The 23,789-nt window shown below is 51.1% G+C and carries 26 protein-coding genes; 11 read left to right on the top strand and 15 right to left on the bottom strand.

Annotation, left to right across the window (positions count from 1 at the left end):
- Positions 1–50 precede the first annotated feature (50 nt).
- From AC0YN3_RS21625 to AC0YN3_RS21615, 3 genes are all read left to right on the top strand, one after another.
- Positions 51–782: a response regulator transcription factor gene (locus tag AC0YN3_RS21625; protein WP_475777032.1), complete on the top strand. Its 732-nt coding sequence runs from the start codon at positions 51–53 to the stop codon at positions 780–782.
- Positions 783–976: 194 nt separating this feature from the next.
- The gene (locus AC0YN3_RS21620) at positions 977–2,311 is read left to right on the top strand and encodes a putative bifunctional diguanylate cyclase/phosphodiesterase (RefSeq protein ID WP_475777031.1); all 1,335 of its coding nucleotides are present in this window, start codon (positions 977–979) and stop codon (positions 2,309–2,311) included.
- Positions 2,312–2,329: 18 nt separating this feature from the next.
- Positions 2,330–4,129: a methyl-accepting chemotaxis protein gene (locus AC0YN3_RS21615; RefSeq protein ID WP_475777030.1), complete on the top strand. Its 1,800-nt coding sequence runs from the start codon at positions 2,330–2,332 to the stop codon at positions 4,127–4,129.
- 228 nt (positions 4,130–4,357) lie between these two features.
- On the opposite strand, the gene AC0YN3_RS21610 is transcribed toward AC0YN3_RS21615, so the two are convergent.
- Both AC0YN3_RS21610 and AC0YN3_RS21605 read right to left on the bottom strand, forming a co-directional pair.
- Positions 4,358–4,576: a hypothetical protein gene (locus tag AC0YN3_RS21610; RefSeq protein WP_076337062.1), complete on the bottom strand. Its 219-nt coding sequence runs from the start codon at positions 4,574–4,576 to the stop codon at positions 4,358–4,360.
- Between the two features lie 128 nt (positions 4,577–4,704).
- A complete protein-coding gene (locus tag AC0YN3_RS21605) occupies positions 4,705–4,875 on the bottom strand; it encodes a hypothetical protein (RefSeq protein ID WP_475777029.1) in 171 nt (56 codons plus the stop codon).
- Positions 4,876–5,082: 207 nt separating this feature from the next.
- Here AC0YN3_RS21605 and AC0YN3_RS21600 point away from each other — a divergent pair, with 207 nt between their 5' ends.
- A complete protein-coding gene (locus AC0YN3_RS21600; protein WP_475777028.1) occupies positions 5,083–5,985 on the top strand; it encodes a serine/threonine protein kinase in 903 nt (300 codons plus the stop codon).
- Here the strand turns inward: AC0YN3_RS21600 and AC0YN3_RS21595 are convergent.
- The 3 genes from AC0YN3_RS21595 to AC0YN3_RS21585 form a co-directional block, all read right to left on the bottom strand.
- Positions 5,980–6,642 carry a TraX family protein gene (locus AC0YN3_RS21595; protein WP_475777027.1) on the bottom strand — a complete coding sequence of 221 codons (663 nt, stop codon included), beginning with the start codon at positions 6,640–6,642 and terminating at the stop codon, positions 5,980–5,982. The two genes, AC0YN3_RS21600 and AC0YN3_RS21595, sit on opposite strands and share 6 nt — an antisense overlap.
- A 160-nt stretch (positions 6,643–6,802) precedes the next feature.
- Positions 6,803–7,699 carry a manganese catalase family protein gene (locus AC0YN3_RS21590; protein WP_475777026.1) on the bottom strand — a complete coding sequence of 299 codons (897 nt, stop codon included), beginning with the start codon at positions 7,697–7,699 and terminating at the stop codon, positions 6,803–6,805.
- Positions 7,700–7,822: 123 nt separating this feature from the next.
- A complete protein-coding gene (locus tag AC0YN3_RS21585) occupies positions 7,823–8,464 on the bottom strand; it encodes a hypothetical protein (RefSeq protein WP_475777025.1) in 642 nt (213 codons plus the stop codon).
- A gap of 168 nt (positions 8,465–8,632) precedes the next feature.
- On the opposite strand from AC0YN3_RS21585, the gene AC0YN3_RS21580 reads away from it, so the two are divergent.
- The gene (locus AC0YN3_RS21580; protein ID WP_475777024.1) at positions 8,633–9,055 is read left to right on the top strand and encodes a hypothetical protein; all 423 of its coding nucleotides are present in this window, start codon (positions 8,633–8,635) and stop codon (positions 9,053–9,055) included.
- 177 nt (positions 9,056–9,232) lie between these two features.
- Here AC0YN3_RS21580 and AC0YN3_RS21575 read toward each other — a convergent pair whose 3' ends face one another.
- The 3 genes from AC0YN3_RS21575 to mscL all read right to left on the bottom strand — a co-directional run bounded on the left by AC0YN3_RS21575 (position 9,233) and on the right by mscL (position 10,791).
- Entirely contained in the window at positions 9,233–9,622 is a 390-nt protein-coding gene (locus AC0YN3_RS21575; RefSeq protein ID WP_475777023.1) for a hypothetical protein, read from the bottom strand.
- Between the two features lie 79 nt (positions 9,623–9,701).
- A complete protein-coding gene (locus tag AC0YN3_RS21570; RefSeq protein ID WP_475777022.1) occupies positions 9,702–10,337 on the bottom strand; it encodes an NUDIX hydrolase in 636 nt (211 codons plus the stop codon).
- A complete protein-coding gene (gene mscL / locus AC0YN3_RS21565) occupies positions 10,330–10,791 on the bottom strand; it encodes a large-conductance mechanosensitive channel protein MscL (protein ID WP_475777021.1) in 462 nt (153 codons plus the stop codon). Before mscL ends, AC0YN3_RS21570 begins: the two co-directional genes overlap by 8 nt.
- 276 nt (positions 10,792–11,067) lie before the next feature.
- Between mscL and AC0YN3_RS21560 the strand changes: the two genes are divergently transcribed.
- The 4 genes from AC0YN3_RS21560 (at position 11,068) to AC0YN3_RS21545 (ending at position 16,001) form a co-directional block, all read left to right on the top strand.
- On the top strand, positions 11,068–12,846 hold the full coding sequence (locus AC0YN3_RS21560) for an ATP-binding protein (RefSeq protein WP_475777020.1): 1,779 nt from the start codon (positions 11,068–11,070) through the stop codon (positions 12,844–12,846).
- A 73-nt stretch (positions 12,847–12,919) separates the two neighbouring features.
- A complete protein-coding gene (locus AC0YN3_RS21555; RefSeq protein ID WP_475777019.1) occupies positions 12,920–13,687 on the top strand; it encodes a sporulation protein in 768 nt (255 codons plus the stop codon).
- A gap of 131 nt (positions 13,688–13,818) precedes the next feature.
- The gene (locus AC0YN3_RS21550; protein WP_475777018.1) at positions 13,819–14,946 is read left to right on the top strand and encodes a DNA alkylation repair protein; all 1,128 of its coding nucleotides are present in this window, start codon (positions 13,819–13,821) and stop codon (positions 14,944–14,946) included.
- Positions 14,943–16,001, top strand: a complete 1,059-nt coding sequence (locus AC0YN3_RS21545; RefSeq protein ID WP_475777017.1) for an FUSC family protein — start codon at positions 14,943–14,945, stop codon at positions 15,999–16,001. The genes AC0YN3_RS21550 and AC0YN3_RS21545 overlap by 4 nt, the downstream gene beginning before the upstream one ends.
- Before the next feature lie 121 nt (positions 16,002–16,122).
- Here the strand turns inward: AC0YN3_RS21545 and AC0YN3_RS21540 are convergent, their stop codons facing one another.
- The 6 genes from AC0YN3_RS21540 to AC0YN3_RS21515 form a co-directional block, all read right to left on the bottom strand.
- Positions 16,123–16,419: a transposase gene (locus AC0YN3_RS21540; protein WP_475777016.1), complete on the bottom strand. Its 297-nt coding sequence runs from the start codon at positions 16,417–16,419 to the stop codon at positions 16,123–16,125.
- 25 nt (positions 16,420–16,444) lie between these two features.
- Positions 16,445–16,588 (bottom strand): hypothetical protein, encoded by a 144-nt coding sequence (locus AC0YN3_RS21535; protein WP_183564760.1) that lies wholly within the window; start codon positions 16,586–16,588, stop codon positions 16,445–16,447.
- A 448-nt stretch (positions 16,589–17,036) separates the two neighbouring features.
- A complete protein-coding gene (locus AC0YN3_RS21530) occupies positions 17,037–17,396 on the bottom strand; it encodes a zinc ribbon domain-containing protein (RefSeq protein ID WP_475777015.1) in 360 nt (119 codons plus the stop codon).
- 11 nt (positions 17,397–17,407) lie between these two features.
- A complete protein-coding gene (locus AC0YN3_RS21525; protein ID WP_183564766.1) occupies positions 17,408–18,016 on the bottom strand; it encodes a TVP38/TMEM64 family protein in 609 nt (202 codons plus the stop codon).
- 4 nt (positions 18,017–18,020) lie between these two features.
- On the bottom strand, positions 18,021–19,220 hold the full coding sequence (locus AC0YN3_RS21520; RefSeq protein WP_475777014.1) for an MFS transporter: 1,200 nt from the start codon (positions 19,218–19,220) through the stop codon (positions 18,021–18,023).
- Between the two features lie 18 nt (positions 19,221–19,238).
- Entirely contained in the window at positions 19,239–20,402 is a 1,164-nt protein-coding gene (locus tag AC0YN3_RS21515; RefSeq protein ID WP_475777013.1) for an MGDG synthase family glycosyltransferase, read from the bottom strand.
- A 134-nt stretch (positions 20,403–20,536) separates the two neighbouring features.
- Here AC0YN3_RS21515 and AC0YN3_RS21510 point away from each other — a divergent pair, with 134 nt between their 5' ends.
- Positions 20,537–21,514 (top strand): aldo/keto reductase, encoded by a 978-nt coding sequence (locus AC0YN3_RS21510; RefSeq protein WP_475777012.1) that lies wholly within the window; start codon positions 20,537–20,539, stop codon positions 21,512–21,514.
- Positions 21,515–21,728: 214 nt separating this feature from the next.
- Here AC0YN3_RS21510 and ilvA read toward each other — a convergent pair whose 3' ends face one another.
- Positions 21,729–22,997, bottom strand: coding sequence for a threonine ammonia-lyase IlvA (gene ilvA / locus AC0YN3_RS21505; protein ID WP_475777011.1), 1,269 nt, complete (start codon positions 22,995–22,997; stop codon positions 21,729–21,731).
- Positions 22,998–23,118: 121 nt separating this feature from the next.
- Here ilvA and AC0YN3_RS21500 point away from each other — a divergent pair, with 121 nt between their 5' ends.
- Positions 23,119–23,703: a hypothetical protein gene (locus tag AC0YN3_RS21500; protein WP_475777010.1), complete on the top strand. Its 585-nt coding sequence runs from the start codon at positions 23,119–23,121 to the stop codon at positions 23,701–23,703.
- The last annotated feature ends 86 nt before the right edge of the window (positions 23,704–23,789 follow it).

The following is a 23,789-nucleotide window of genomic DNA, read 5'->3' as shown; positions in this document are numbered from 1 at the left end:
TACAATAAATATTCGACAGAAATCTTCTATCCTCAAAAAGGGTGACGACAATGTATAAAGTTCTAGTTATTGAAGATGACGTCATGATGAGTGATATGCTGTCTATGTATTTATCAGAAGAAGGATATTCCGTCATGCAAGCCTACAGAGCAGACGATGGACTGAGAATCGCGTCTGAGTTTGATCCTGATTTGGTCTTGCTCGATTTAATCCTTCCCGATTTAGACGGTATGGAGGTTTGCTCACTCATAAGGAAACGCTCTAACGTACCGATTATGATTTTGTCGATGAAGAGTGAAGTGTCGGAGCGGGTTCAGGCCTTGAAGGCTGGTGCCGATGATTACATGTGTAAGCCATTCAGCATGCATGAGATGACGGCAAGGGTAGAAGCCCTTATTCGCCGTTCCAACTCCATGCAGACAGAAACGACGCAGCAGCAGGTTGCTGCCGCGGTGGAAGTAATCGATGACGGTGATCCGATTCAGCTCGATTTCGAAAGAAGGCTGCTGCTTGTGCGAGGACAGCTGGTTGAAACTACTTTTTCGGAATATGAGCTAATGAAGCTGTTTCTTGCCTATCCAGGAAAAGTATTCAGCAGGGAAGAACTTATAAATACGATTCGCGGCTTTGATTCCTTTGTGACAGACCGTGCCATCGACGTACATATCGTTAATCTTCGGAAGAAGATCGAGCAGAACCCGAAGGAGCCGCGTCTTATTCGAACGGTTTGGGGATTTGGCTACAAGTATACGGCTCAGCATACAAGTATGAGCAAAGGCTAACATTTCACTTTAAAGAACGACCTCGCGGCGGCGAAGTCGTTCTTTTTTTGCGTTCACGGAGACAAATGAGGCGGAGGAGGCGGTCTATCAGGCATTCACCTTCCCTAAATGTAAGGAATATTGGAAATCATATTAAAATATCTAACAATCTTCTAAATCTCTCTCTTTAATTTTTCTAATGGTTATATGGGAGAATGAACGTAACTAAAGGATTGGGACGGTGGTCGACAATAATGGATGCGTTAACCGGTTTGCCTTGCCGCAAGGAAGCTTTTGCACAGCTCGAAGTGGCGGTAAATGTCGTACGTGCGGCAGGTAAGCGAATGGTAGTGGCGATGGTGGATGTGGATCGCTTCTATCGGGTGAATGAAACCAAAGGGACGGAATTCGGAAATTTATTGCTTTGCAAGATCAGCGAGCGTTTGGCGGCAGCAAGAAGGGTTGCGACGAGCGTAAGCCGCGTAGGGGGCAACCGTTTTCTGGTCGCTATGCCGCTCGAGAGCGATGACTGTCACAGCATTCAGGCTGTGGAGGCGCTCAAGAATGCGGTTGAGCGGCCGATTGAAGTCGAGGGAACGGAGCTATACTTAACCTCCAGCATCGGGGCGACCTTGTTTCCGCAGGATGGACGGACTAGCGAACAACTGATTTGCCGGGCGGAATCAGCGCTCTATCAATCCAAAGAGCGAGGCGGCAACCAAGCGAGGTTCTATAATACGGAGGATACGATTCAGTTGAATCGTCGCATCGTTATTGAGGCAGGCCTGCGGCCTGCCTTGAGCTTGCGACAATTCCGGCTAAGCTATCAGCCCGTATATCGGATGTCGGACGGCAAGCTGAGAGGCTTCGAAGCGTTGATTCGCTGGGAGCATCCGGAGCTCGGAGAGGTTTCTCCTACGGAATTTATCCCAATTGCGGAGCATAACGGGCTCATCGTGCCGATTGGCGAGTGGGTGCTTCGCGAATCATGCAGAATGCTGGCAAGCATGAGCAAGTACGGCTTATGCAATTTGATTATGTCCATTAACGTATCGGCACAGCAGCTGCAGAGCAGCACATTCTCGCAAACGGTACTGCATGTGCTGCAGGAGAATGAGATCGCTCCTTCTTCTTTCGAGCTTGAAATTAAGGAAGACAACATGATCTATAACTCAAACATGGCTGCAGCATCGCTCAGCTGGTTGCGGGCGGCTGGCGTTCGCGTCGTCTTGGATGATTTCGGCACAGGCTTTTCTTCACTCGTCAATTTAAAGCATTTGCCGGTTCAATGCTTGAAGATTGATAAGTCATTCATTAAGAAAATCGATCTTCCGAGCGCAGAGGGGATTATCGTTGAAGGTATTATTAAGCTTGCTCACAAACTAGGGCTAGAGATAATAGCGGAGGGCGTGGAGTACAAGGAGCAGTATGAGCTGCTAAGCGAGTGGGGATGCAATTATGTGCAAGGTTTTCTGCTTGGTAAACCCAAAGAGCCGGATGTGCTCGATTTATCTATGATTCGCCGCTCGGAATACACAACTTCGGAATAGCCAAAGGGGAATGCAACCATGCTTCTATTGAACAAGCTGAAAAATCTAAGATCAATCAAGCCGACTATTCGGTTGAAGCTCATGCTTTTATGTTTATCGCTCTTGCTTATTCCAAGTATTCTCGTTAGCGTGTTCAGCTATCAAGCCGCAGTAGGCGCGCTGAATACCGGCGGGCAGAAGCAGCTCAAAAATAGCGTGAGGAGCACGATCAGCTTAATTGCGCTGTTGGATACGCAAGTGAAGACCGGAGCGGTTGACCGGGCGGCGGCGGAGGAGTTCGTAAAGATTTCGATGCTTGGCGTGAAGGATGAAGCAGGAAAGCGTCCTGTTAACAAAAACATTGATTTAGGCCAATACGGTTATCCGTTTGCCTTCGACGGCGAGATGCTCGTGATTGCCCATCCTTCGTCCGAAGGCGGCAGCATGGCCGGTATGGCGAACAGCGAGGGAGAGCTTGTGCTTGATAACGAGAAGGGAATTCCGGTTACGGACGCCTTTCTTGCAAAAGCGGAGGCAGGCGGCGGTTTCGTTTATTACGATTGGACGCTTCCCGGCACGGAGGACGAAATCGCGTCCAAAATCGTATATATCGAGAAGGACCCGTATTGGGGCTGGAATTTAGCTGCGGGTACGTACATGAACGATTTCAACCAAGGCGCTCAGCAAATCATTAAGGTTACGATCATTACGCTGCTCATTATGATCGTGATCGGAATTGCAGCAACGGTCCTATTCACGGTTCGCATGACGAAACCGATTAAACAGGTGTCTGTGCTCGCTAGGGAGGTTGCGCAAGGAAATCTTCGCATCGAGCCAATCGTATGCCATTACCGCGATGAGACTGGCATATTGGCTAATAGCTTTAATGAGATGGTCGTTCAGCTCAGAACGCTCGTCCATGAGGTTGGGCACAGCGTTGATCAGGTAGCTTCATCGTCCGAGGAGCTAATGGCAAGCGGAGAACAGACCAGCCAAGCGAGTGAGCATATTGCCTATACGATTCAGAAGGTCGCCGATGGGGCCGAGAAGCAGTCAACGAGCGCGGAACAGAGCTACCAGGTTATTCATGACATGTCGGCCAGCGTACAGCAAATCGCGGTGAGTACGGAGCAAGCCTCCCATTCTGCAAGGAGAACATCCCTTCAAGCAACGGAAGGCAGCGACGCGCTTCAGCAGGCGGTCGTACAGATGGAATCGATCCAGCAGTCGTTTGACGGTTTGGCAGCGGCAGTGCGCGGCCTTGGCGTACGTTCTACGGAAATCGTGAAGATGGTTCAGGTCATCTCCGATATTTCCTCGCAGACGAACTTACTCGCTTTGAATGCTTCAATTGAAGCAGCTAGGGCAGGCGAGCATGGCAAAGGCTTTGCGGTCGTAGCAGGCGAGGTACGCAAGCTTGCGGAGCAGACGAAGGAATCCAGCGAGCATATTACGAGAATCGTAAAAGACGTTGGAGCGGAGACGGAGCGCGTAGTCGTCGCGATGAATGAGGCGGGAAGCGTCGTGTCGAGCGGCATTCAAGCCGTAGAGGGCGCTGGCAGCATGTTCGGAACGATCCGCGACGAGGTTATTCAAGTGGCTCAGCAGATCGACGAGGTTTCCCAGGCGGCAAGCGGCATTGCTGCAGGCACGGAACGGGTCATGCTTACGATCAAAGAGGTTGTGGACGTTGCGATGGAAGGTGCATCAGGCACGCAGACGGTAGCCGCGGCGGCGCAGCAGCAGACAGCTTCCATGGAGGAAATCGCAGCCTCCTCCGCGATGCTGGCTAACATGGCTGAACGTTTGCAGAATGAAATTTCGAGGTTTAAAGTGTAGGATAGATGAAGGACAATTGCCTTGCAGCTTTGTGCTGCAGGGCTTTTTTTTACATAAGACTTTATAGGTATCAGGCGATAAAGGATTCTTCTATTTCTACGAGAAACGGGTACCCTCCTCTCGCAGAGGACGGCGTAGCCGTTGCTTCTTGTGGATAGGATGCCGGAATACATAAAAGACCTGAAGGAGCACATGTTGTGTGCCGTCAGGTCTTTTTTCTCGGGGGATTTAACATACTTCCAGATAAAGCTTTGTGCCGTCGTTATATTGAAAAATAGCCACATCGCGCACCATTTCCACGGACTTAATTCTTCTCCATTTTTTGCGGAAATCAAAATCCAATTCCAATTCGTACAATTTATGATTAAGCAGTTCTAAGGATGCTGATTGTTCGTTAGGATAGTAGACAGGGACGGAACGACTTTTGAAGGTAACGATTTTCATCATTTCCTATTACACCTCCGATCGATTTCCCCCATTCTAACGTAAACCTTTTAGCCTCTTATGAAACGGTGGTCAGAATTTTGTTTATTTTACTTACACTTTTCTAACACTTTCGACAAATGTCGCGTTTTTTAGCTGGAATAGCTGCTGCGCTTCTTTTTGTAATAGCCATGTCCCCTATGCGGACGGTTGTGCGGGCGATAATGCCCGTTGTTATAGTCGCTGCTGCTGTAATGGCGACGACGCTGCTGCTTGCGACCCATGAGTGAATACAGCAACCGTTTGAGCAAATGCCTGATCATAAAACAGACCTCCTCATTGTAATTGTCGAATGATGTAGAAAGACGCGTTTGTCCGATTCCGTGAAACAAATACGCGGCCAAAGCGTACGATTCCTTATTCATATCCGTACGGATTTATTTCGTCAAGGTTTCTTATTCACTGAATATGCGAGAGGCAGCAACTGCCAGCTGCCTTGAATGACCATCAAGTGTTAGGGGAGAAGAATCATGCTTTCTTTTATCGCGAGCCAATGCAAGGAAGTCATTAAAAACTGGCGCGACTTTCCGCTTCGCACAGGCGTGTTATGGCTGAAAAGGTACCGGATCGAGCGTTTTATCGGCATGGGCAGCTATGGCCAAACCTATGCTTGCACGGATATTCTGCTCGGCGAGCGCGTTTTGCTGAAACGCAATCTCCCAAGCAAAAGCCTGGTGAGCAAGCAGCTGCTGGAGAGGGAAAGCCAGATTCTTCAGCAATTGAAGCATCCGCAAATCCCGCAATGGATTCGCTATGAGAAGCATGGCATGGACGAAGCGCTCATCATGGAGCTGATTGAAGGCGCGAATTTGGAGCAGACGATGGAGCAAGGCCGGACCTATTCGGTTCAAGAGGCGCTGCGTATTCTGCAGGAGCTGCTCCGACCGCTGCAGTATTTGCATCAATTGGGCTATGTGCACTGCGATGTCCGAATCCCGAATGCCGTTGACAATGGCCAGCGTCTGTATTTGATTGATTATGGCCTCTCGTGCCGCATTGGCGAACAGCTCCCGGAATCGTTTCGCATGAGCTTAAAGGAGCCGGAGCTTCAAAACCGTGCAAGGGAAGCCGCTATTAAATCGGGAAGCTGGCTCTACGCGAAGCAACGGATGCGCCGGCCGGAGACAGCCAGCGATCTTTATGGCCTTGGTCATTTTTTTCTATTCATGATGTATGCCGATTATGAATATGATGAAGGACAGGCGGAACGAAGCTGGCAAGAGGAGCTGGAGCTTCCGCTTGCGGTGCAGCAGTTCGTAAGCCGACTCCTTCAATGCAGCGGAACGAGCTTCGATACGGCCAAGCAATGCGAACAGGAGCTTAGGAAGCTGCTGGACGTCCTTGAGCAGGAGAGTGGATCAGACGCTTCATAGCACGCGCAGGATATCGATAAAAACCTGGTTGCTCGTTAAATGATAGATGATGGCAAGAACGGCAAGGTGAAGCGGGTAGAAGCTGCGCCAAACGAGACGCGGAACCTTTATTTTGTCCGCGCTGCGTATGAACCCGGGCCAATACACGATGAGAAAGGTAGCAAATAGGCTGAAGGCTTGAAGGAACCATCCTTTTATAAAAAAGCTTACCACGTTCAGTGAGAAGTGAAACAAGGTAAACCATTGGATTTGAGCATAACGGTAAATAAGCACGAGCAATACGATATATGCCCCATAGCTGAACGGGAAAAATTCCAATATGGCTGCAAAGCCAGCCGCGGCGATAACCTGCAGCGCTTGCTTGCCTTTCCACTGATCCAGGAGCCGCAGAAGCAGGAGACACACGAACAGGGAGCCAACCGTATTGACCTCCAGCCGCTCAAAAGCAAACTGGTAAGGCAGCTGCGACAAAACGGCAATCCATGCGACTCTTCGTAAATAACGATTGACATCCCGGGTTCGGAAATAGCCGAGCACCATAGTGAAAGCATAAAACGGCAGCGCAAGTCTGCCGACTATTCGCCAAGCAGAGCTTTCAGGAAACCATAATAGGCCGATATGATCAATAAGCATCGTCAGCATAGCCAGAAATTGCAACTAGGACACCTTCTATCTCTCGTATTTTTTCTAGTATAGCACACGAAATACGAGAGAATGGGAGCAGGAAGACCTCCGAGCCGCGACAGCGCGGATAGGGAGGTCTTCGTGGACGGGCTGCATGGTTTAGATCAGAAAGTGCCAGCTGCACATACGGATGCTAAAGGCCGGCATTCTTTTGCAAGCGGCGAGCAATCTGGATAAAATCTTCCTGCGAGATACCGGGAGCAAATTCCTCCGGCAGCTCGCTCAAATCAGGCATCGGAGCTCCTTGCGGTGCTCCCTGAATAACTTCTAGCTGCGCGCCGGTAAGAGGATTCTGGCCATTCCAAATAAGTACGATGTCCTTATAGTCGTTTTGGCTGAACGTATACAGCTTGTTGCCGAGGCCCATTGCTTCATATTTGCGGGCAGCCTCGAACCTGTTATTGCTAAGGTCGGGGATAGGAATAAGATTCTTCACGTCAACGCCAGTCGCAATTTCGAGCGCTTTGGCATAAGCCAGCACATGAACGCCGCCGCGGACAAGCAAATAACCGATCATTGCACGGGCAGTCGGATGGTCTGTCATTTCATATACGCGCATTTTATGCGTTCTCGCTCCGCATTCCAGGAAGAAATTATGCAGCAGGTCCAGCACGAGGTTGCCGCTGCTGAACACATTATCACCGGTCCAAGCACGGCCCATTGAATCGCCTGGCAAGGAGGTTTGCGCCGTTTGAATGAAAAAGTAGCTGTTGCGCTTATTGATGCCTTCTTTAAGCGGTGCTGAGTTGGGATCGCCTGGGCTGGTTGTGCCTGTAAGCACCATATTAATAGCGGTGGACACCAGCTCCACATGCCCGAATTCCTCGGCAGTTATGCTTGATACAAGATCGTAGAACGGCTTAAGCTTTTTTTTCTCGCGAAAATTAAACGATTGGTACATGTAATTGTTCAACGTGGACATTTCGCCAAACTTTCCTCCGAGCAGCTCTTGTACCGCGGCAGCAGCGTTTGCATCCGCGTAAGGAGACGGAGGAAGCTCTACCTGAAGCTTGTTTATTCGTTCAATCACGGGTTGCTCACCTCATTTCAGTTACGATTCGATCTAAACCAATGTATGACCGATTGTGCAGCCATATGCCGTATATGTCGCAAGGGACAATCTATTGTCGAATAAACCGTGCTGCTGCTTCGCCTAGGTGTTCAGCAATGTAATAACGAGCAGCTCATACAATACGAGCGGCAGCACCGCATTGTACGGGTTCATGAAGGCGCGCGGATTGTGCATGGTACATTGCAAATACAAGATGCAGTGATCCATATGCATGAGCATGCCTTCGTATATATGCCCATCGACCGTCTGTACGCGAACATGCTTATGCATATGGCCGCCGCACATGCCCATGACGCGATCCCTCACCTGCATGACCATTTCCGTATGCTGAGGCTCTGCTTGATAAAGAACGGGGGCGTTGTTCTCCATGCTGCCCATATGTCCCATATGGGGCATATTTCCCATATACCCCATGCTGCCCGCTCCGCCGACATTCGGCATGCCGCTCATGCCCGGCATGCTGCCTGCCCCGCCGACATTCGGCATGCCGCTCATGCCCGGCATGCTGCCTGCCCCGCCGACATTCGGCATGCCACTCATGCCCGGCATGCTGCCTGCCCCGCCGACATTCGGCATGCCGTTCATGCCCGGCATGCTGCCCGCCCCGCCGACATTCGGCATGCCGTTCATGCCCGGCATGCTGCCCGCCCCGCCGACATTCGGCATGTTCCCTACATGGCCCATATTCCCGATATTGCCCATATTCATCATGTTTTCCGCCAAGCCAATGACCTCCATTCGAATGGTATCTCATATAGGTATGCGGAAGAAGCACGGGTCATACAACAATTGCGTTTTACGGAATCAAGCGTTTGGCAGGTAGCACTCGTCCATACCAATCTCTCAAATTTGCATAGAATAGAGTAAGTTCGAGAGGGAGGGGGGATAGAAATGTCCGCCAAATTAAAAGTAAAAGTAACCAGCGTCAAATCCAAACGCAAATCCACAAGCCGTGCCCGTATATCAACCAGCTGCAATTGCAAAGATGAGCATAAAAGCTGCGGCTGCAGCCGACGTACCGAACCAGCAGTTGAAGCTATGCAGGTTGCAGGATCAGAGCTAAGCGATCTTTTCAAACAATTAAAAGACGAGCAAACAGCAGAAAAATTCGTGAAAGCGATCCGCTGCCGCGACGCTAGAGCCATTCAATGCTTGCTAGACTGCCATTGCCGCGTCGTTTGCTTCTTCTGTACGCATGAAAAAGATTGCGTAAGAATCTGCTGCTCATTCGGCAGAAACCATGACGTTTCCGTGTCGTTCGACATTTGCGTCAAACGCGTTCAAGATCCGTGCCGTCGCAACGTATGGTTCTAATGTAATGGCTTTGCAAGGGCTGCCTTCTTTTAGGAGGCAGTCTTTATTGCGGTTTAGAGGCGTTTGAATCACAGATGTTGAGATAGAAGCATACGGTAGAGGAGTGAATGTTAAGAGGTTCGAACGAGCAAGGAGGAAAGCATGATGCCGTTAATTCCTAATTTTCCGCAAGCGCTGTTAGACGAGCACCGAAAATGGCATCACACCTACCATTTGGTGCCTGGAACAGTACCGCCGCCGGGTTACGGTGAGCGATTCCTGCGGTTTCATCGCGATTATATTAATCGGGTGTACAGCTGGTATGATGCGATGGGCTACGACAGAAGATGGATTGCACCTTGGAGCCAGGTGCCGGAGGGCATACGTCGTTCCGCGTGCTATGATGCCGGAGCCGAGCAGAGAGTACAATCGAACCCGCGCTCCTTCGGGTCGCTGGATCAGCTTGGCAGCTTTATTGAGACCAACCTTCATGGATGCTTCCATGAAATGGGGGCGCGTCTCTACAATCAGCCCGAACTGAATGATTTCGACCTCGCCCCGCGTCACACAGAGTTTTATAATATTCATGGCTTGATTGATCAATGGTATACCAACTGGGAGCGGGCATGGGGAGTGCGCGATCAGACCCATACGAGCGAGACACAGGTTAAGTACAGCCGTGCAGTGCCTGGAGCACGCTCACGTAATAAGCAAAGTCGCGGGGCACGAACTGGCTGGCCTGAACGCAGCGCTGCACGGCCTTCAGCGGAGCGCCCGGCTTGCCAAGCTCGACGCCGGAAGCAGGCACCTCGGATAAAGAGCCTTCAAACAGTGCGATCAACGCGTCAAGGTCAGCCTCGTAAACGCCGGCCACTTCTTCTGGCTGGAGCTTCAGCTCATGCAAAGGCACCTCGCATACGAGGCCAAAAACGTCGCTGACCTCCCTGTCTATGAATGGCATGCCGTTCACTTCGCCGCTCGCGTCCTCGCGAATTTGCCCTAGAGGGATGAGTTGCTCGAACGAGGCGTTTACGCCAAGCTCTTCCTCAAGCTCACGCATCGCTTCGCGGATGGTTTCGCCTGCTGCAAGGTGACCGGCAGCGGTAATATCATAGCAGCCTGGATTCGTATCTTTAATGTCCTGCCGCAGCTGGAACCGCACGAATCTGCGGTCGCCTTCGCGGCGGGTCAGCCAGCAGTGGAACGTGCGATGCCAATAGCCGCGAGCATGCGTCTCCGCACGCGTCGCCGTGCCAAGCGGCCGAAGCTGCTCGTCATAAATATCGAACAGCTCCTCAGCCATGCGCGGCAGCCTCGAGCTGAGAGGTGCAGTGCTTGCAGCGGGTAGCTTTTACGGGGATTTTGGACAAGCAATAAGGGCAATCCTTCTCGGTTACTTCCGCGGGAGCCGTTTCCTTTTTTTCATTGCGGCGCAGCACGTTTATTACTTTAACGAGCATGAAAATACAGAATGCTACGATAATAAAGTCGATCATGACGTTGATGAACTGGCCGTAAGCGATGGCTGGGGCGGCGGCAATATCTTCAGATGTTTTCATTTTGCTTGTATCTACAAGATAAAGTTTCAAATCCTTGAAATCGACTTTCCCCAAAATCCTGCCAATCGGTGGCATAATGATATCGTTGACGAGCGAGGTGACGATTTTCCCGAAAGCCCCTCCGATAATGACCCCGACTGCGAGATCGATGACATTCCCCTTCATCGCAAACTCTTTAAATTCCTTGACGATCTTCATTCTTGTTCCTCCTAGCAAATATGATGACACGGTAATGGCACTTCAGGCGCAGCTTAATAGGGATGCCGAACGCAAGCTGGCGATCTTCTATTCTGCTAGTATAGCCTGTTTCGAATAGAGCCATCCTATCATAATAGCGGAAGTTTGGAAGAAGAGAAATAGTGATAGCTTTTACGCCAAAATCCCGCAAATTTTTATGAATAAAACAGAGGATTTTTTGGATAATTGTCGAATTTTACTATTTGCAGGTAAATATATGGATATCTAAGGAGCCCTATGGCTGACTCTATCATTTCTGGAAACCCCTATTATCTCGTTTTATCGATCATCATTATGTGTTTTGCTTCTTATACGATGCTAAATATGATAGAGCAGCTGCAGCCTAAGCGACGCATGTATGGATTCAACTGGATTATTGGCGGAGCCTCCGTTTACGGGCTTGGCTTATGGACGATGCATGTCGTATCCTTGCTGGCTTCCGATTACCGGATGGTCATGGATTGGAGCATGCTGCTCGTTTTGGTCGTTTGCGCGATTATCGTCTACTCCTCCTTGCTTGTCTTGAAAAAGCAGGAGCGCGTAAGGGGACGGTATCTTTTTAGCGCTCTGTTAATGGCGCTGGGATCCATTATGCTTCAGTATATATCGATGTTGTCCGAATCCGTAGTCATTCTCCAAATGAATTGGCCGCTCTTCTGGCTCTCTTTTGGTGTCGGCTTTGCCGGCGCTTATTTGGCTTTCTATTGGCTGGATTCCAAGTCTCCGTATTATAAGTTGAAAAGCTGCGTGTCATTAGGCTTATCCAATATGGTCATTCACCAGATCGGCATGCATGCGCTCAAAATCGAATACGATAACATCTTATCGACCGATCTGCTGAACGAATATTTGCTGCTGCTTGCCTTTCTCTTGGGACTCTCCACTTTAATTATTCTAAGCTTTAGCCTAACGACATGGCTGGCTACCAACAAATACAGTCAGATCGATGAGCGCTACAAGCTGCTGGTAGAGAACTCGATGGACACCATTGCATTGATTTGCGATGACAAATGGGAGTTTATGAACCGCGCAGGCTTACGCATGTTCGAGGCGCGGTCCGAGACGGAATTGATCGGCCAAAGCGTGTACGTCCTGCTGGCCCCGCAGCACCATAACGAGATGCGGGCATGGCTTGCGGCAGGGCAAGACAACGAGGCTGCACCAGCCAAGCCGCTTGAGCTGCAATGGTTGTCGATGCAGGGAACATTGCTGCATACGGAAATGGTAAGCGCAAGCTCGACCTTCTCCGGAAAGCAAATAAAACAGGTCATTATTCGAGATATTTCAGAGCGGAAGAAGAACGAGGAGCTCCTGATCAATTCGGAGAAGCTGTACGTAGCAGGCCAGCTGGCTGCAGGGATTGCGCATGAAATCCGTAATCCGCTGACTTCCTTGAAGGGCTTCTTGCAGCTTATCGCTTCGGGCCGCGGCAATACCAGCAATTTCTACGACATTATGAAATCAGAGCTGATTCGCATCGAATCCATCGTGAGTGAGCTGCTCATGCTCTCTAAGCCGCAGGTATATGAATTTGTGCATAAAGACTCCCGCCAAATTATGGCGGATACCGTGAATTTGCTAGAAACGCAAGCGATTCTGCATAATGTGATAATTGAGTTCCATTCCGACTATCGCCCATTATGGGTGCTTGGCGTAGAGAATCAGCTTAAGCAGGTGTTCATCAATGTTCTCAAGAATGCCATTGAAGCGATGCATAACGGCGGCGTTGTCACGATTACGATGTCCCTTGAAGAGGAATCCGCAGTGTTGATCCGCATCAAGGATGAGGGCTCAGGCATACCGGATGAGCAGCTCGCTAAGATTGGACAGCCATTCTATACGACTAAGGATAAAGGCACCGGGCTTGGCCTAATGGTCACTTACAAGATTATCGACAACCATCAAGGACGAATTTCAGCAGAGAGCAAACTAGGCGTTGGAACGACTTTTATGATCCAATTGCCTTATAAAGAAATGGCCGTTGCGAAGGCTGAGGAATCGGATTCTGCATTGTGAAACCTAAAATGAAAGACCTCGTAATATGCTTTAGAAGTTCAGCATTACCATTATGAGGGTGGAGGTCGTTAAGATGTTTAATCGTTTTTTGGCGAGTATCGGCATAGGGTCCGCGAAGATTGATACACTGCTGGAGAAGCCTCGTTATGCGCCTGGCGAAGAGGTTCGGGGCATCGTGAAAATTCAAGGCGGCAATGTGGAGCAGCGAATCGAAACGATCCAGCTATCGGTCATGACGGAATATATACGCGAGAGCAACGACAGCAAGATTACGCAGCACGGAGAGGTTGGCCGCTATCATGTGAGCGCCCCCTTCACGTTGAACGCAAACGAGAAGCGCGAAGTGCCATTCACGTTCCAGCTGCCCCACCAAACGCCGCTTACGATCGGGCGCGCGCCAGTATGGGTGAAGACGGAGCTGGACGTACGAGGCGGCGTTGATCCAGGAGATAACGACCGTATAGAGGTTGTTCCAACAGCAGCCATGAATACGGTGCTCGAAGCTTTGAATGTACTGGGGTTCCGCCTGCGGAAGGCGGAATGTGAATATTCAGCTAAGCTTGGCGGCAAAATGCCCTTTATCCAAGAACTTGAATTCGTACCGACAACGCAATTCCGCGGACAGCTCGATGAGCTGGAAGTGATGTTCTATCCGTCGGACCGCGAGCTGGAGCTGGTGCTCCAAATCGATCGGCGAGCACGCGGCTTATCCAGCTTTTTCGCGGAGGCCATGAATATGGATGAATCCTTCGTGCGTACCCGTTTTACGAATGACCAGCTAGCGGCAGGACCGCATGCAATCGCAAGCCAGCTGTCCGGCATTATTGCACGCTACGCATAAAACGCCGAATCGTTGGAAAAAGCTCGGAAGCACGCCTGCGGGGTGTTTCGGAGCTTTTTTTTGCGATTACAATAGAGAAAGCATGAATGGCTTTCGTTTTTCGGTATAATAGCTGGAGGAGGGGATTTATTGTGGCAGAACCGCTTAAGGCCATGTATGACGGCTTTTTTCTAGAGAGATTTGCAGCATTGGTGAAGACAGCATGGAACCCGTTTAACGAATCGCAATTTGTGGAGCATGTGAGGGACGGCGATTGGGAGCAGTTGGAGCTGAAGGCACGCGCCCGGAAAATTACGGAAGCATTAGGTACCGCACTGCCGCAGTCATATGACGAGGCGCTTGCTGTCCTATATTTAATAGATGAGAAATGCACGGGGCTGCCCTATATTTTCTTCTCGGATTTCGTAGAGGTGTATGGCATGGAGCCGCGTAACTGGGAGCTTTCGCTAGCGGCGCTGGCGCGTTTCACGGAGCGTTCTACGGCTGAGTTTGCGATTCGGGCATTTATCCTGAATGATCCGGAGCGCATGGCATCGCAGATGCTTGCCTGGGCGGAGCATCCGAATGAGCACGTACGACGGCTCGCGAGCGAAGGAATCAGGCCGCGCCTTCCATGGGCGCAGGCTCTTCCGTTATTCAAGCGGGATCCGTCGCCTATTGTGCCGATACTAGAGAAGCTGAAACGGGATCCATCCCTCTATGTTCGCAAGAGCGTGGCTAATAATTTGAATGATATCGCGAAGGATCATCCGGAGCTTGTCATTTCGCTGGCGGAGGCATGGATCGGCGAGGATCCGCACACGGACTGGATCGTGCGTCATGGCTGCCGTACGTTAATCAAGAAGTCGGTTCCGGAGATTATGGCTTTGTTCGGATATGCGAAGCATGAGGCAGCGGAAGCGTTGGAGCAACCGCTTATCGCTTATGCTGAATTGGAGGTCACCCCAGGCGAGGTAGCCATCGGAGGCGAGATTTCCTTGCGCTACCACGTACGATTGCGCGAGGGAGAATCCGCCAAGCTTCGCATTGAATACGGCATTGCATTCGTAAAGTCCGGAGGCAAAACATCGATGAAACGTTTCCTGCTCTCCGACCGCGAGTATGCAGGAGGCGCTGCTGCTTCCAACGTGCGCGTACACCGTTTTGCGGATTTAACGACGCGAAAGCACTATAGCGGGCTTCATGCCGTGACGCTATGGGTGAACGGGAGAGAGGTGGCCTCCGCGGAGCTGACGGTAACGGAGGCGAAACCGTTATGACGATCGGTGCCAGAGTATTAAAAACGGGGATGGCTGTCGCGCTTGCCATTTATTTGAGCGGCCTGTTTGGCTTTGCTTCCCCGCTGATTGCTGCGGTGGCGGCCATATTTACGATTCAGCCATCTATCTATCGCTCGTGGCAGCGAGTAGCGGATCAGGTACAGACGAACCTGCTCGGCGCGGTTATTGCTATTGCCGCAGTTCGTTTGTTCGGCCATACGCCGATTGCGGCGGGACTCGTGTGCATATTGGTCATTCTAATCAGTATCAGGCTCAAAATGGAAAGCACGATAAGCCTGACGCTAGTAACCGTAGTTGCGATTATGGAGGCAAACGGACAGGGCTGGGACGTTGCGATTTCTAGACTGCTAATGGTGCTGACAGGCATCGGCTCTTCCTTTTTGGTGAACGTGCTCGTGTTCCCACCAAGGCCGAGAAAACAATTCACGGAGCAGGTCCATCAGGCGTATACGCAGCTCTCCCTGCTGCTGAGAACAGCGGTGTCCAATGAAATGAAGGAGCAGGTGTTCCGCGTGGAGAAGGACAAGCTTCACGGCACGCTTCGCAAGCTGGAGGAGCGCCATACCGTATTCGAAGAAGAGCGCAAGGTACTCGCCCGGACGAAGACGAGTCATGCCAGGCAGCTGCTTGTGTCCAAGCAAATGATTAAGACGCTGCAAAAAGGGGCAGACCTGCTTGACGTCGTCGAGGAGCATTACTTCGCCTCTCCTAGTGCGGGGGAGTGGGCGCTGCGCTTCGATCGGCAAATCGAGGACTTATCGAAATATCATGAGCAAATTTTGCTTAAGGCCGAGGATAAGATGAAGCCGAACGCCTTGATCGAGCCGGAGGAGGAACGTGAGGCGAGGTTCGTCAAGGATTTAACCGCCTATGTGATGGAGGACCCGGATGAGCATAAGCGACTTATATTTGTAGCATCTGGATTATTCGAATACGCCTATCATCTCAGACGCTTGGAGAAGCTGCTTGATCAGGTGCAGCAGCGCGAGGAAAACGCGAGGCGTGATGCCGATGAGGCACAGGAATCGGCTTAGCGACTTTAAGTATGTGTAAAAAACCAAACAGCAGGCCGGAGATACGCCTTTAGCGCGCTCCTGCCTGCTGTTTGGTTTGGAGTCAGCTGATTCGGCCTGTTAACGCCGCTCAAACAGCTGCCTATTGATCATCGTCGGTTTTGTTGCTTCCTTCATGGCGGCGCGGATGCTGCATATGCGCTTCTGGATTGTTGGCGTCGTCATGCGGAACCAAACGGGGATCGGTATGTCCTTCATGGTGATTGTTGAAGAACAGCTCGACAAGCTGCCATTCCGTGGAACCGAGCATCGGATCCGCCGGGAAAACATCGCCGCGCTCCAGCTGCTCCTCGCGTCCCCATTCATTGCGATATGTGCCTTTGACTTCAACCGGTTCCCCAGATAGAGGGTTCATCTCATGGTGGTTAGATTCGCTCATATGTTGTTAACCAACCTTCCTGTAGTCATAATCCATGCTTGGGCACCGCTGCGCGGTCGGCATCTGATTGCAGCTCGCTTGCGGACTGTTTGTTCGCTTGATTGCGGTCAGCCCGCGACTGCGCTTTGCTCGCCGCTTTCTGTTGATCGGATGGCTGTTGGTCTGACATGTCATCACCCTCCTGAGAAATTGATTGGTATTGCTGCAGTGAACCAGGATAGCGGCCAAAAAGACCTTAGACCATATCCCTTCTCTTCATAAGAAGTTCCTCAACAGTGTGCCACAAAAGGAAGAAATGTATGAGCTCGGATTACGGGGAAGATTATGACGAACCTAGGATCGCATAAGATCAAGCTAAAGATGAAGATGAAGCTTAAGCCAAAAATAAAGGCAAAGGTGAAGCCGAACAAGAAGCCAAACTGAAGGCAAAGCGGAAACCGAAGCTGTAGCAAAAGGTGAAGCTATACAAGTAACTTTTGTTGAAACCAAAGATTAAAGAATAGCTAAAGAATAGCTAATGAAAAAGCTAAAGAAAAAGCTAAAGAAAAAGCTAATGAAAAAGTTAATGAAAAAGCTATAGCTTAAGACGAACCTAAAGACAAAGGCAAAGCTGAAGCTTATAAAAGCTGGAGACCGCAGGAGGGGCAGGTCTCGTCCTGCTCGGTGACGGTTTCGTTGCAAGCGGGACAAGGCTCCGAGAAGGGCAGGGCAGCCCCTGCGCCAACTTTATTAGGGTCGTGGCGGTTCTTGCTGGCTTCGTCTGCCGAAGGCCTGAGATGAGCAGGCGTGCCGAATATCGTCTCGACCATTTCTTTAATGTCCTTGTATTTGTCGGAATCGTCCGATGCAATACGTACAAACATAAACATGCCGGCGAGAAATCCGCCGGCAATCAAAAGTACGACAGTGCCCATGCCAACATCAAGCCAAGTAAGCAGAACAGGCGGCGATGGTAGCAAGCTATGCCAAAGGTGCATGCGACATCACCTCATCCATTCACCTGGTAACGCGATTCGAGCCGTTTGCCCCCGAACCACATGACCAGCACGGCTGTAATCGATACAAAAATACGCCAAGGCTCATCGACCAAATTGCCGATATCGAAGCTGATCAGCGAGATACAGAAAATCATTACGGCTTTGCCGAGAAGCGTAGCCAGCAGAAACGTATGGAAGGGTACCTTGCTTAGGCCGGAAACGACCGTAATAATGACAGACGGCGTGAAGGGAAAGCAAGCGAGCAGAAACAGCGGCGTGAAGCCGCGGCGCTCCACCCAGTTGAAAAACCGCTCTGACTTTGGAAAACGCCGCTCCAGACGTCCCTTTACGTTGCGACCGAGCTTGCGGCTAATCCAAAAAACGGTTACCGCTCCGGCGGTAACGCCGATCCATGAGAAAAGAAACCCGAATCCGAGACCGTAAATGTTGGCATTAGCCGCGATAATAAGAATCAGCGGGAGAAAGGGGAGGAAGGATTCGATCATGGGCAGAAGAATTCCCGGAAAAGGCCCCCACTGGGAATAGCTCTCGAGTGTCCACTGAATGGAATCCAAATCCAAATGCTTGATATATTCCAGCCAATTATGCCAATCATCCATAGCTTTAACTCCGTTCTACTTGTTTATCGCTTTTATTGGTTGTTGCAAATGCTCGTTCGGGAAGCCATAAATAAAATAAGCCAATCAGTCCAAACAGAGCCGCGCTCGTCCAGAAGACAGAGCTCTCTCCGCTTTGTGCGGCAAGGAGCCCTCCGGCAGCAGGCCCGATCATGACGCCGAAACCTTCGAAGGTGGAAAGCATTCCCCAGCCTACCCCTTCTTGCTTGGGCGGCACGTAGGTCGCTAGCAGCGCGTTCCAAGCGGGCAGGATAGCCGAATAGGAAAGGCCAAGCATGGCCGATATAAGTAAACAATACCAGAATGCAAGGCCCGAAGCCAGCATCCATAAACCAATGCCAAACACCCCGAATCCGGCGACGAGAAACCACTTTTTGCTGGTCAACCGATCGGATAATTTCCCCATGGGAATGAGGCTCGCAACCGCTGTCAGTCCTCCTGTCGTCAAGAGGATAGAGTACTGGGCTCCCGTTAATCCAAGCTCTTGCTCCGCGTAACCGGGAAGTATGGGAACGAGCATGCCCGCCCCGGCCGTTTGCAGGATCATGCCCGGCAGCAGCAGCCGCATGGACCGAACCTGTCCTTTAAGGATGGTTAGCTGCTTGCTAAGCGATATGCGCTCAGTCGCCTGAGCCTTTGTGCGATTCATGAAGAGAGTCAGCAGGCATGCTGCGGCAGACAAGCTGACAAGCAGGTTGTACGTAAACGATACGCTGACATCGAGCAAAATAGTACAAACGATCGGTCCGCTCCCGAGACCAACCATCCAGACGGTATACAGCAGACCCATTTGTGCCGCTCGCTGCTGCGGGCTTACTTTGGTCAAGCAAGCGATCCAGATCGGGGACATTCCGACGCCATATAAAGCAGCTGCCCCAATAAAGATCCACGGAAGCTCTGCGAACCGCAGCAGAAAAACACCGCCAAGCGAAATGATAAGCCCAGCTTGCACGACAATGCGAATCGAAAAGCGGTCTAATAAATAGCCGATCGCGATTTTGAGCATCGTATCCACTAAGTAATGCGCGGAGATGGCGGCTCCTATGACATCAGGTGCAAGACCTAGCGTTTTTGCGCCATAAATAGGCAGCAAGCTAACCAGCACGGCTCCTCTTACGAACTCCACGACGAACAATATGACGGAGATAAGGCGCATCTCCGCTCCGAAAGCGTGATTATCGCGCACGGCGGGGCTCCTTATCTCCTATAGGGTAGATGCTTTCTCTATTATACGTATGTTGGATAAAATATCCAAAACAATGCTGTCCGCAGCCGTTTGGGAGGACGGAAGCTGCTTGATGGACAGCCTGCTATTAGTAAGACGTAAAGGGTCATGGACGAGTTTCAAAATTTGGCTCGCTAGCTCGGCTGCCTCATACGAAATGCTTGCTGCGCCTTTAGCTGCAAGATATTGCGCATTCTGCTTCTCCTGACCGGGTACCGGGCGGTAGATGAATAGAGGCAGGCCGGCAGTGATGCCTTCCGAGAGCGTGACGCCTCCAGGCTTCGTAACGAGACAGTCCGAAATGGCCATCAGCTCATGTATCGCATCGACGTAGCCGAGAACGCATAAACGGGACTTGCCGCTATGATGCTGGAACAGCTGTTGAATGGCGTTTTTTAGCAGGAGGTTCCGGCCGCATACCAGCACGACTTGAACATTGGCGTCAGCGAGCAGCGTGCCGCAGATTAGGGCTGCATCGGGCATGACCCCTTGCGCGCCTGCCATGACGAGGATGACGGGTTTGTTTGGATTAAGGTTGTAGCGATGATAGAGCTCGGTTGAGGGTGCAGCCGCGCGAAATCCGCGTTTAAGGGGAATGCCGGTTACCTGCACGGCTTGATTCGGAATGCCGAGCTGCGTGAGCTCCTGCTTCAAATCCTCCGTTGCGACATAATAACGGTCAATGCTGGGATGAACCCAGCGGCAGTGCAAGTCGAAGTCCGTGATGACGGCATAGGAAGGCGGATGGAAGCCATTGCTTCTTTTTAATTCCGGCAGGGCGAAGCTCGGAAAGGTATGAACGACGATATCCGGCTGCTCCGCGAGAAGTATGCGCTTGATTTTATCTTTGCCAAAAGAGTGCAGCAGCCCGCCGAACCAAGAGTCATGCTTCATAGGCTTGGTGAAATCGTACATCCAACCATAGAGCGAAGGCATGTTGGTATAGCTTTTGAGATAAAAGCGCCTTGTCACCTCATTCAGCCAAGGATGCGATTCCGCCATCAGGTCGACCATAACCGTGCGGAAATTGCCGAGCTCCTCCATGGCGCTTTTGAGAGCGCGGGCAACCTGCAGGTGGCCATCGCCGTAAGAGGCATACAAAATTAACATTTTAGGCTGAGGATTGCTTTCGAAATGAATCATGAATACACCTCCTGAGGGTAGTGTAGCGGAGGATTGTTATGCAGGCATGAACGGGATTTGGTTAGTTTGTGTAATTTTTGTATAATGGTAAAGCAATCCATCCTATTTCAAAAATTGAAGGAGCGATGTTTAGAGTGCAGTATGCGAAATTGGGAAGATCAGGTCTTCAGGTAAGCCGTTTATGTCTGGGAACGATGAATTTCGGGGTAGATACGGACGAGAAGGAATCATTTCGTATTCTAGATGCAGCGCTGGATGCAGGCATTAACTTTATTGATACCGCCAATATTTACGGCTGGGGCGAGAACGCCGGACGCACGGAGGAAATCATCGGGAAATGGTTCGCGCAAGGCGATGGACGGCGCGAACGAACCGTGCTAGCTACTAAAGTATATGGCGATATGCATGACAAGCATGACGGTCCGAACCGGGAAGCCGGTTTGTCCGCTTACAAAATCCGCAGGCATTTGGAAGCATCGCTCAAACGTTTGCAAACGGATCACATAGAGCTTTATCAAATGCATCACGTTGACCGCAGCGTTCACTGGAGCGAGCTGTGGGGAGCCTTCGACACGGCCGTTGCGCAAGGGAAAGTGGGCTACATAGGCTCCAGCAACTTTGCGGGCTGGGATATTGCCGTGGCGCAAGGAGAAGCCAAAGCAAGAGGCTCTATCGGCTTAGTATCCGAGCAGCATAAGTACAATCTGCTATGCCGCTTGCCTGAGCTGGAAGTGCTTCCTGCCTCCAAAGAGCTTGGACTAGGCGTAATCCCGTGGAGCCCGCTTGACGGAGGCTTGCTGGCGGGCAACCACCGCCGGAAGGACGGAGGTCGCCGCAGCGGTGACTCGAAGCGCTTGGAGCAGCATCGCGAGCAGTTGGATGCTTATGCGGCGTTCTGTGACGAGCTAGGCGAGCCCGAGGATCTTGTTTCGCTGGCGTGGCTGCTTGCGAATCCAGCGGTAACGGCGCCGATCATCGGCGTTCGCACGTTGGATCAATTCGAGCGCTCGCTTCGCGCCGTGGAGCTGTCGCTTGATGAATCGGCGCTGAAGCGCATTGACGAAATATTCCCTGGGCCTGGCGGGGACGCGCCGCGCGCATACGCTTGGTAATACGAACAAGGCTGTCCTAAAAGGGCAAAACAGAGTGGATTAATCCGATATCACGCACAAAAGAACCTTCAACATCACGACAAGTGGGCTGAAGGTTCTTTTTAATCCGTAATTGTGAACAAATTGGAAGCTGAGAGTCCCGAAATAACTATAGGGACAGCTCAGTGTTAAATAGCATGTGGGCTAGCCTTCGCAAAGCTACCTTGCAAGCCGATCAAATCAAAAGATTGAACAATACGGGGTCTTTGTTCAGCTCTAGAAACTGAAAGCCCTTCTTGGTCATGCGGTCGACGAGCGGATTATAGTCCTCCCTGTGCTTGAGCTCGATGCCAACGAGCGCGGGGCCGTTGTCCTTATTCGACTTTTTGGTATACTCGAAGCGGGTAATGTCATCGTTTGGTCCAAGCACGTTGTCCAGAAACTCTCTAAGCGCTCCTGCGCGCTGCGGGAAGCTGACCATGAAATAATGCTTGTAGCCTTCATAGATGAGCGAACGCTCTTTAATTTCTTGCATCCGGTCTACGTCATTGTTGCCGCCGCTTACGACACAGACTACGGTCTTGCCTTCGATTTGCTCACGGTAGGCTTCCAGTGCGGCAATCGGCAGCGCGCCAGCCGGCTCGGCTACAATCGCATTCTCGTTGTACAGGTCCAGCATCGTGGTGCATACCTTGCCTTCAGGAACGGCAATGACATCATCAAGCAGGTCTCGGCAAAGCTCAAACGTCAAATCGCCGATCCGTTTGACTGCTGCCCCGTCGACAAACTTGTCGATCTGGTCCAGCGGCGTTACTTTTCCCGCATCGAGCGACGCTCTGAGGGACTGGGCGCCTTCAGGCTCTACGCCGATCACTTGGGTAGCCGGCGATACGATTTTGACATAGGAGGATACGCCTGCTGCAAGCCCGCCGCCGCCAACGGTGACGAAGACGAAGTCAGGTGCGGATTCGGCTGCTTCCATCAGCTCTTGGCCGACGGTCCCGTTCCCGGCGATGATCTTGGCATCATCGAACGGGTGGATGAAGGCCATGCCGCTGCGGTTGCTCTCCGCAAGTGCTTCGGCATAGGCGTCGTCAAAGGTATCGCCGGTTAGGATGACCTCGACTTTATTGCCGCCGAAAAAGCTGACCTGCGAAACCTTCTGCCGCGGCGTCGTGCTCGGCATGTAGATCTTGCCCGGGATGCCGAGCGTCTGGCAGGAATAGGCTACGCCCTGCGCATGGTTGCCCGCGCTGGCGCAAACGACGCCTTTGGCGAGTGTTTCCTCGCTAAGCGAGCGCATCAGATGGTAGGCGCCGCGTATTTTGAATGAACGAACGATCTGCAGATCTTCGCGCTTCAAGAGCACATGGCAATTGAAACGTTCAGAGAGCACGCGATTATATTGAAGCGGCGTACGCGTAATGACATCCTTCAAATGCATTTGCGCTTGAACGATTTCTTCAAGCCCAATCCGGTGCGTCGGGGTATTATTTGTATTCATAGATGATCATCCTCTCGTCTTTCGCCGATCGACAGCGTAAATGAATGGATTCATTATAGCACTATCAGCACGGCTGTATGTATGGTGAGTTGCTATTTTTTATAGAGTGGAGGGAAGTTGAATGGGCAAAATAGTAAAAAGGCTGCTGCTGCTTCTCGTCGTTATGCTCTTGCTGCTTGGCGGGGCGATCTGGTGGCTCGTATCTTATATTGCGCCGGACGAGCAGCTTGACCTCAGCTATGCTCCCATTGATGTTAAAGGAAAAGCGCTGGATATGGTCAAAAAATTAAAGCCGGAGCTCGTCCTCACGGAAGCGGACATTGACCATCTGATCAAGCAAAACCTGAAGGCCGAGTACGGAAACGGAGAAGCGGGTCCATCGGCCATCATGCTAAAAAAAGACGTACGTTTGGACGGAGCGCGCTTCGAGCTTGAGGCAAACAAGCTTGTGGCATATATGAACGTGACTTATAAAGAAAGATTGCCAGCTGCGCTAGAAGCGGTGTATGCGCTGGAATGGCAATCCCCGAATATTGTGCTTAGGCCGCAGGCCTTGTCTTTGAAAAAAAGCAGCTTGCCGTTAACGATGTTAGATACGATCATCATTCCGCTAGATTTGCCTGCTCATGATGTTGTGACCGTAAGGGATGTCCAGTTCGAGCAGGATCGAATACGAATCGGATTTAAGCTGCAGTTGTCACTATAGCATTCAGTAGAAGGGGCTGTCTCAGCAAGTCAGGAATGACTTATTGGGATAGCCCCTTCTTTTTATGAATATGAAAAAAGGTCAGC

This window comes from Paenibacillus sp. J22R232 (assembly GCF_056269165.1).
The sequence above is the reverse complement of the archived record's forward strand: the minus strand, read 5'-3'. Positions and strand labels throughout refer to the sequence as shown.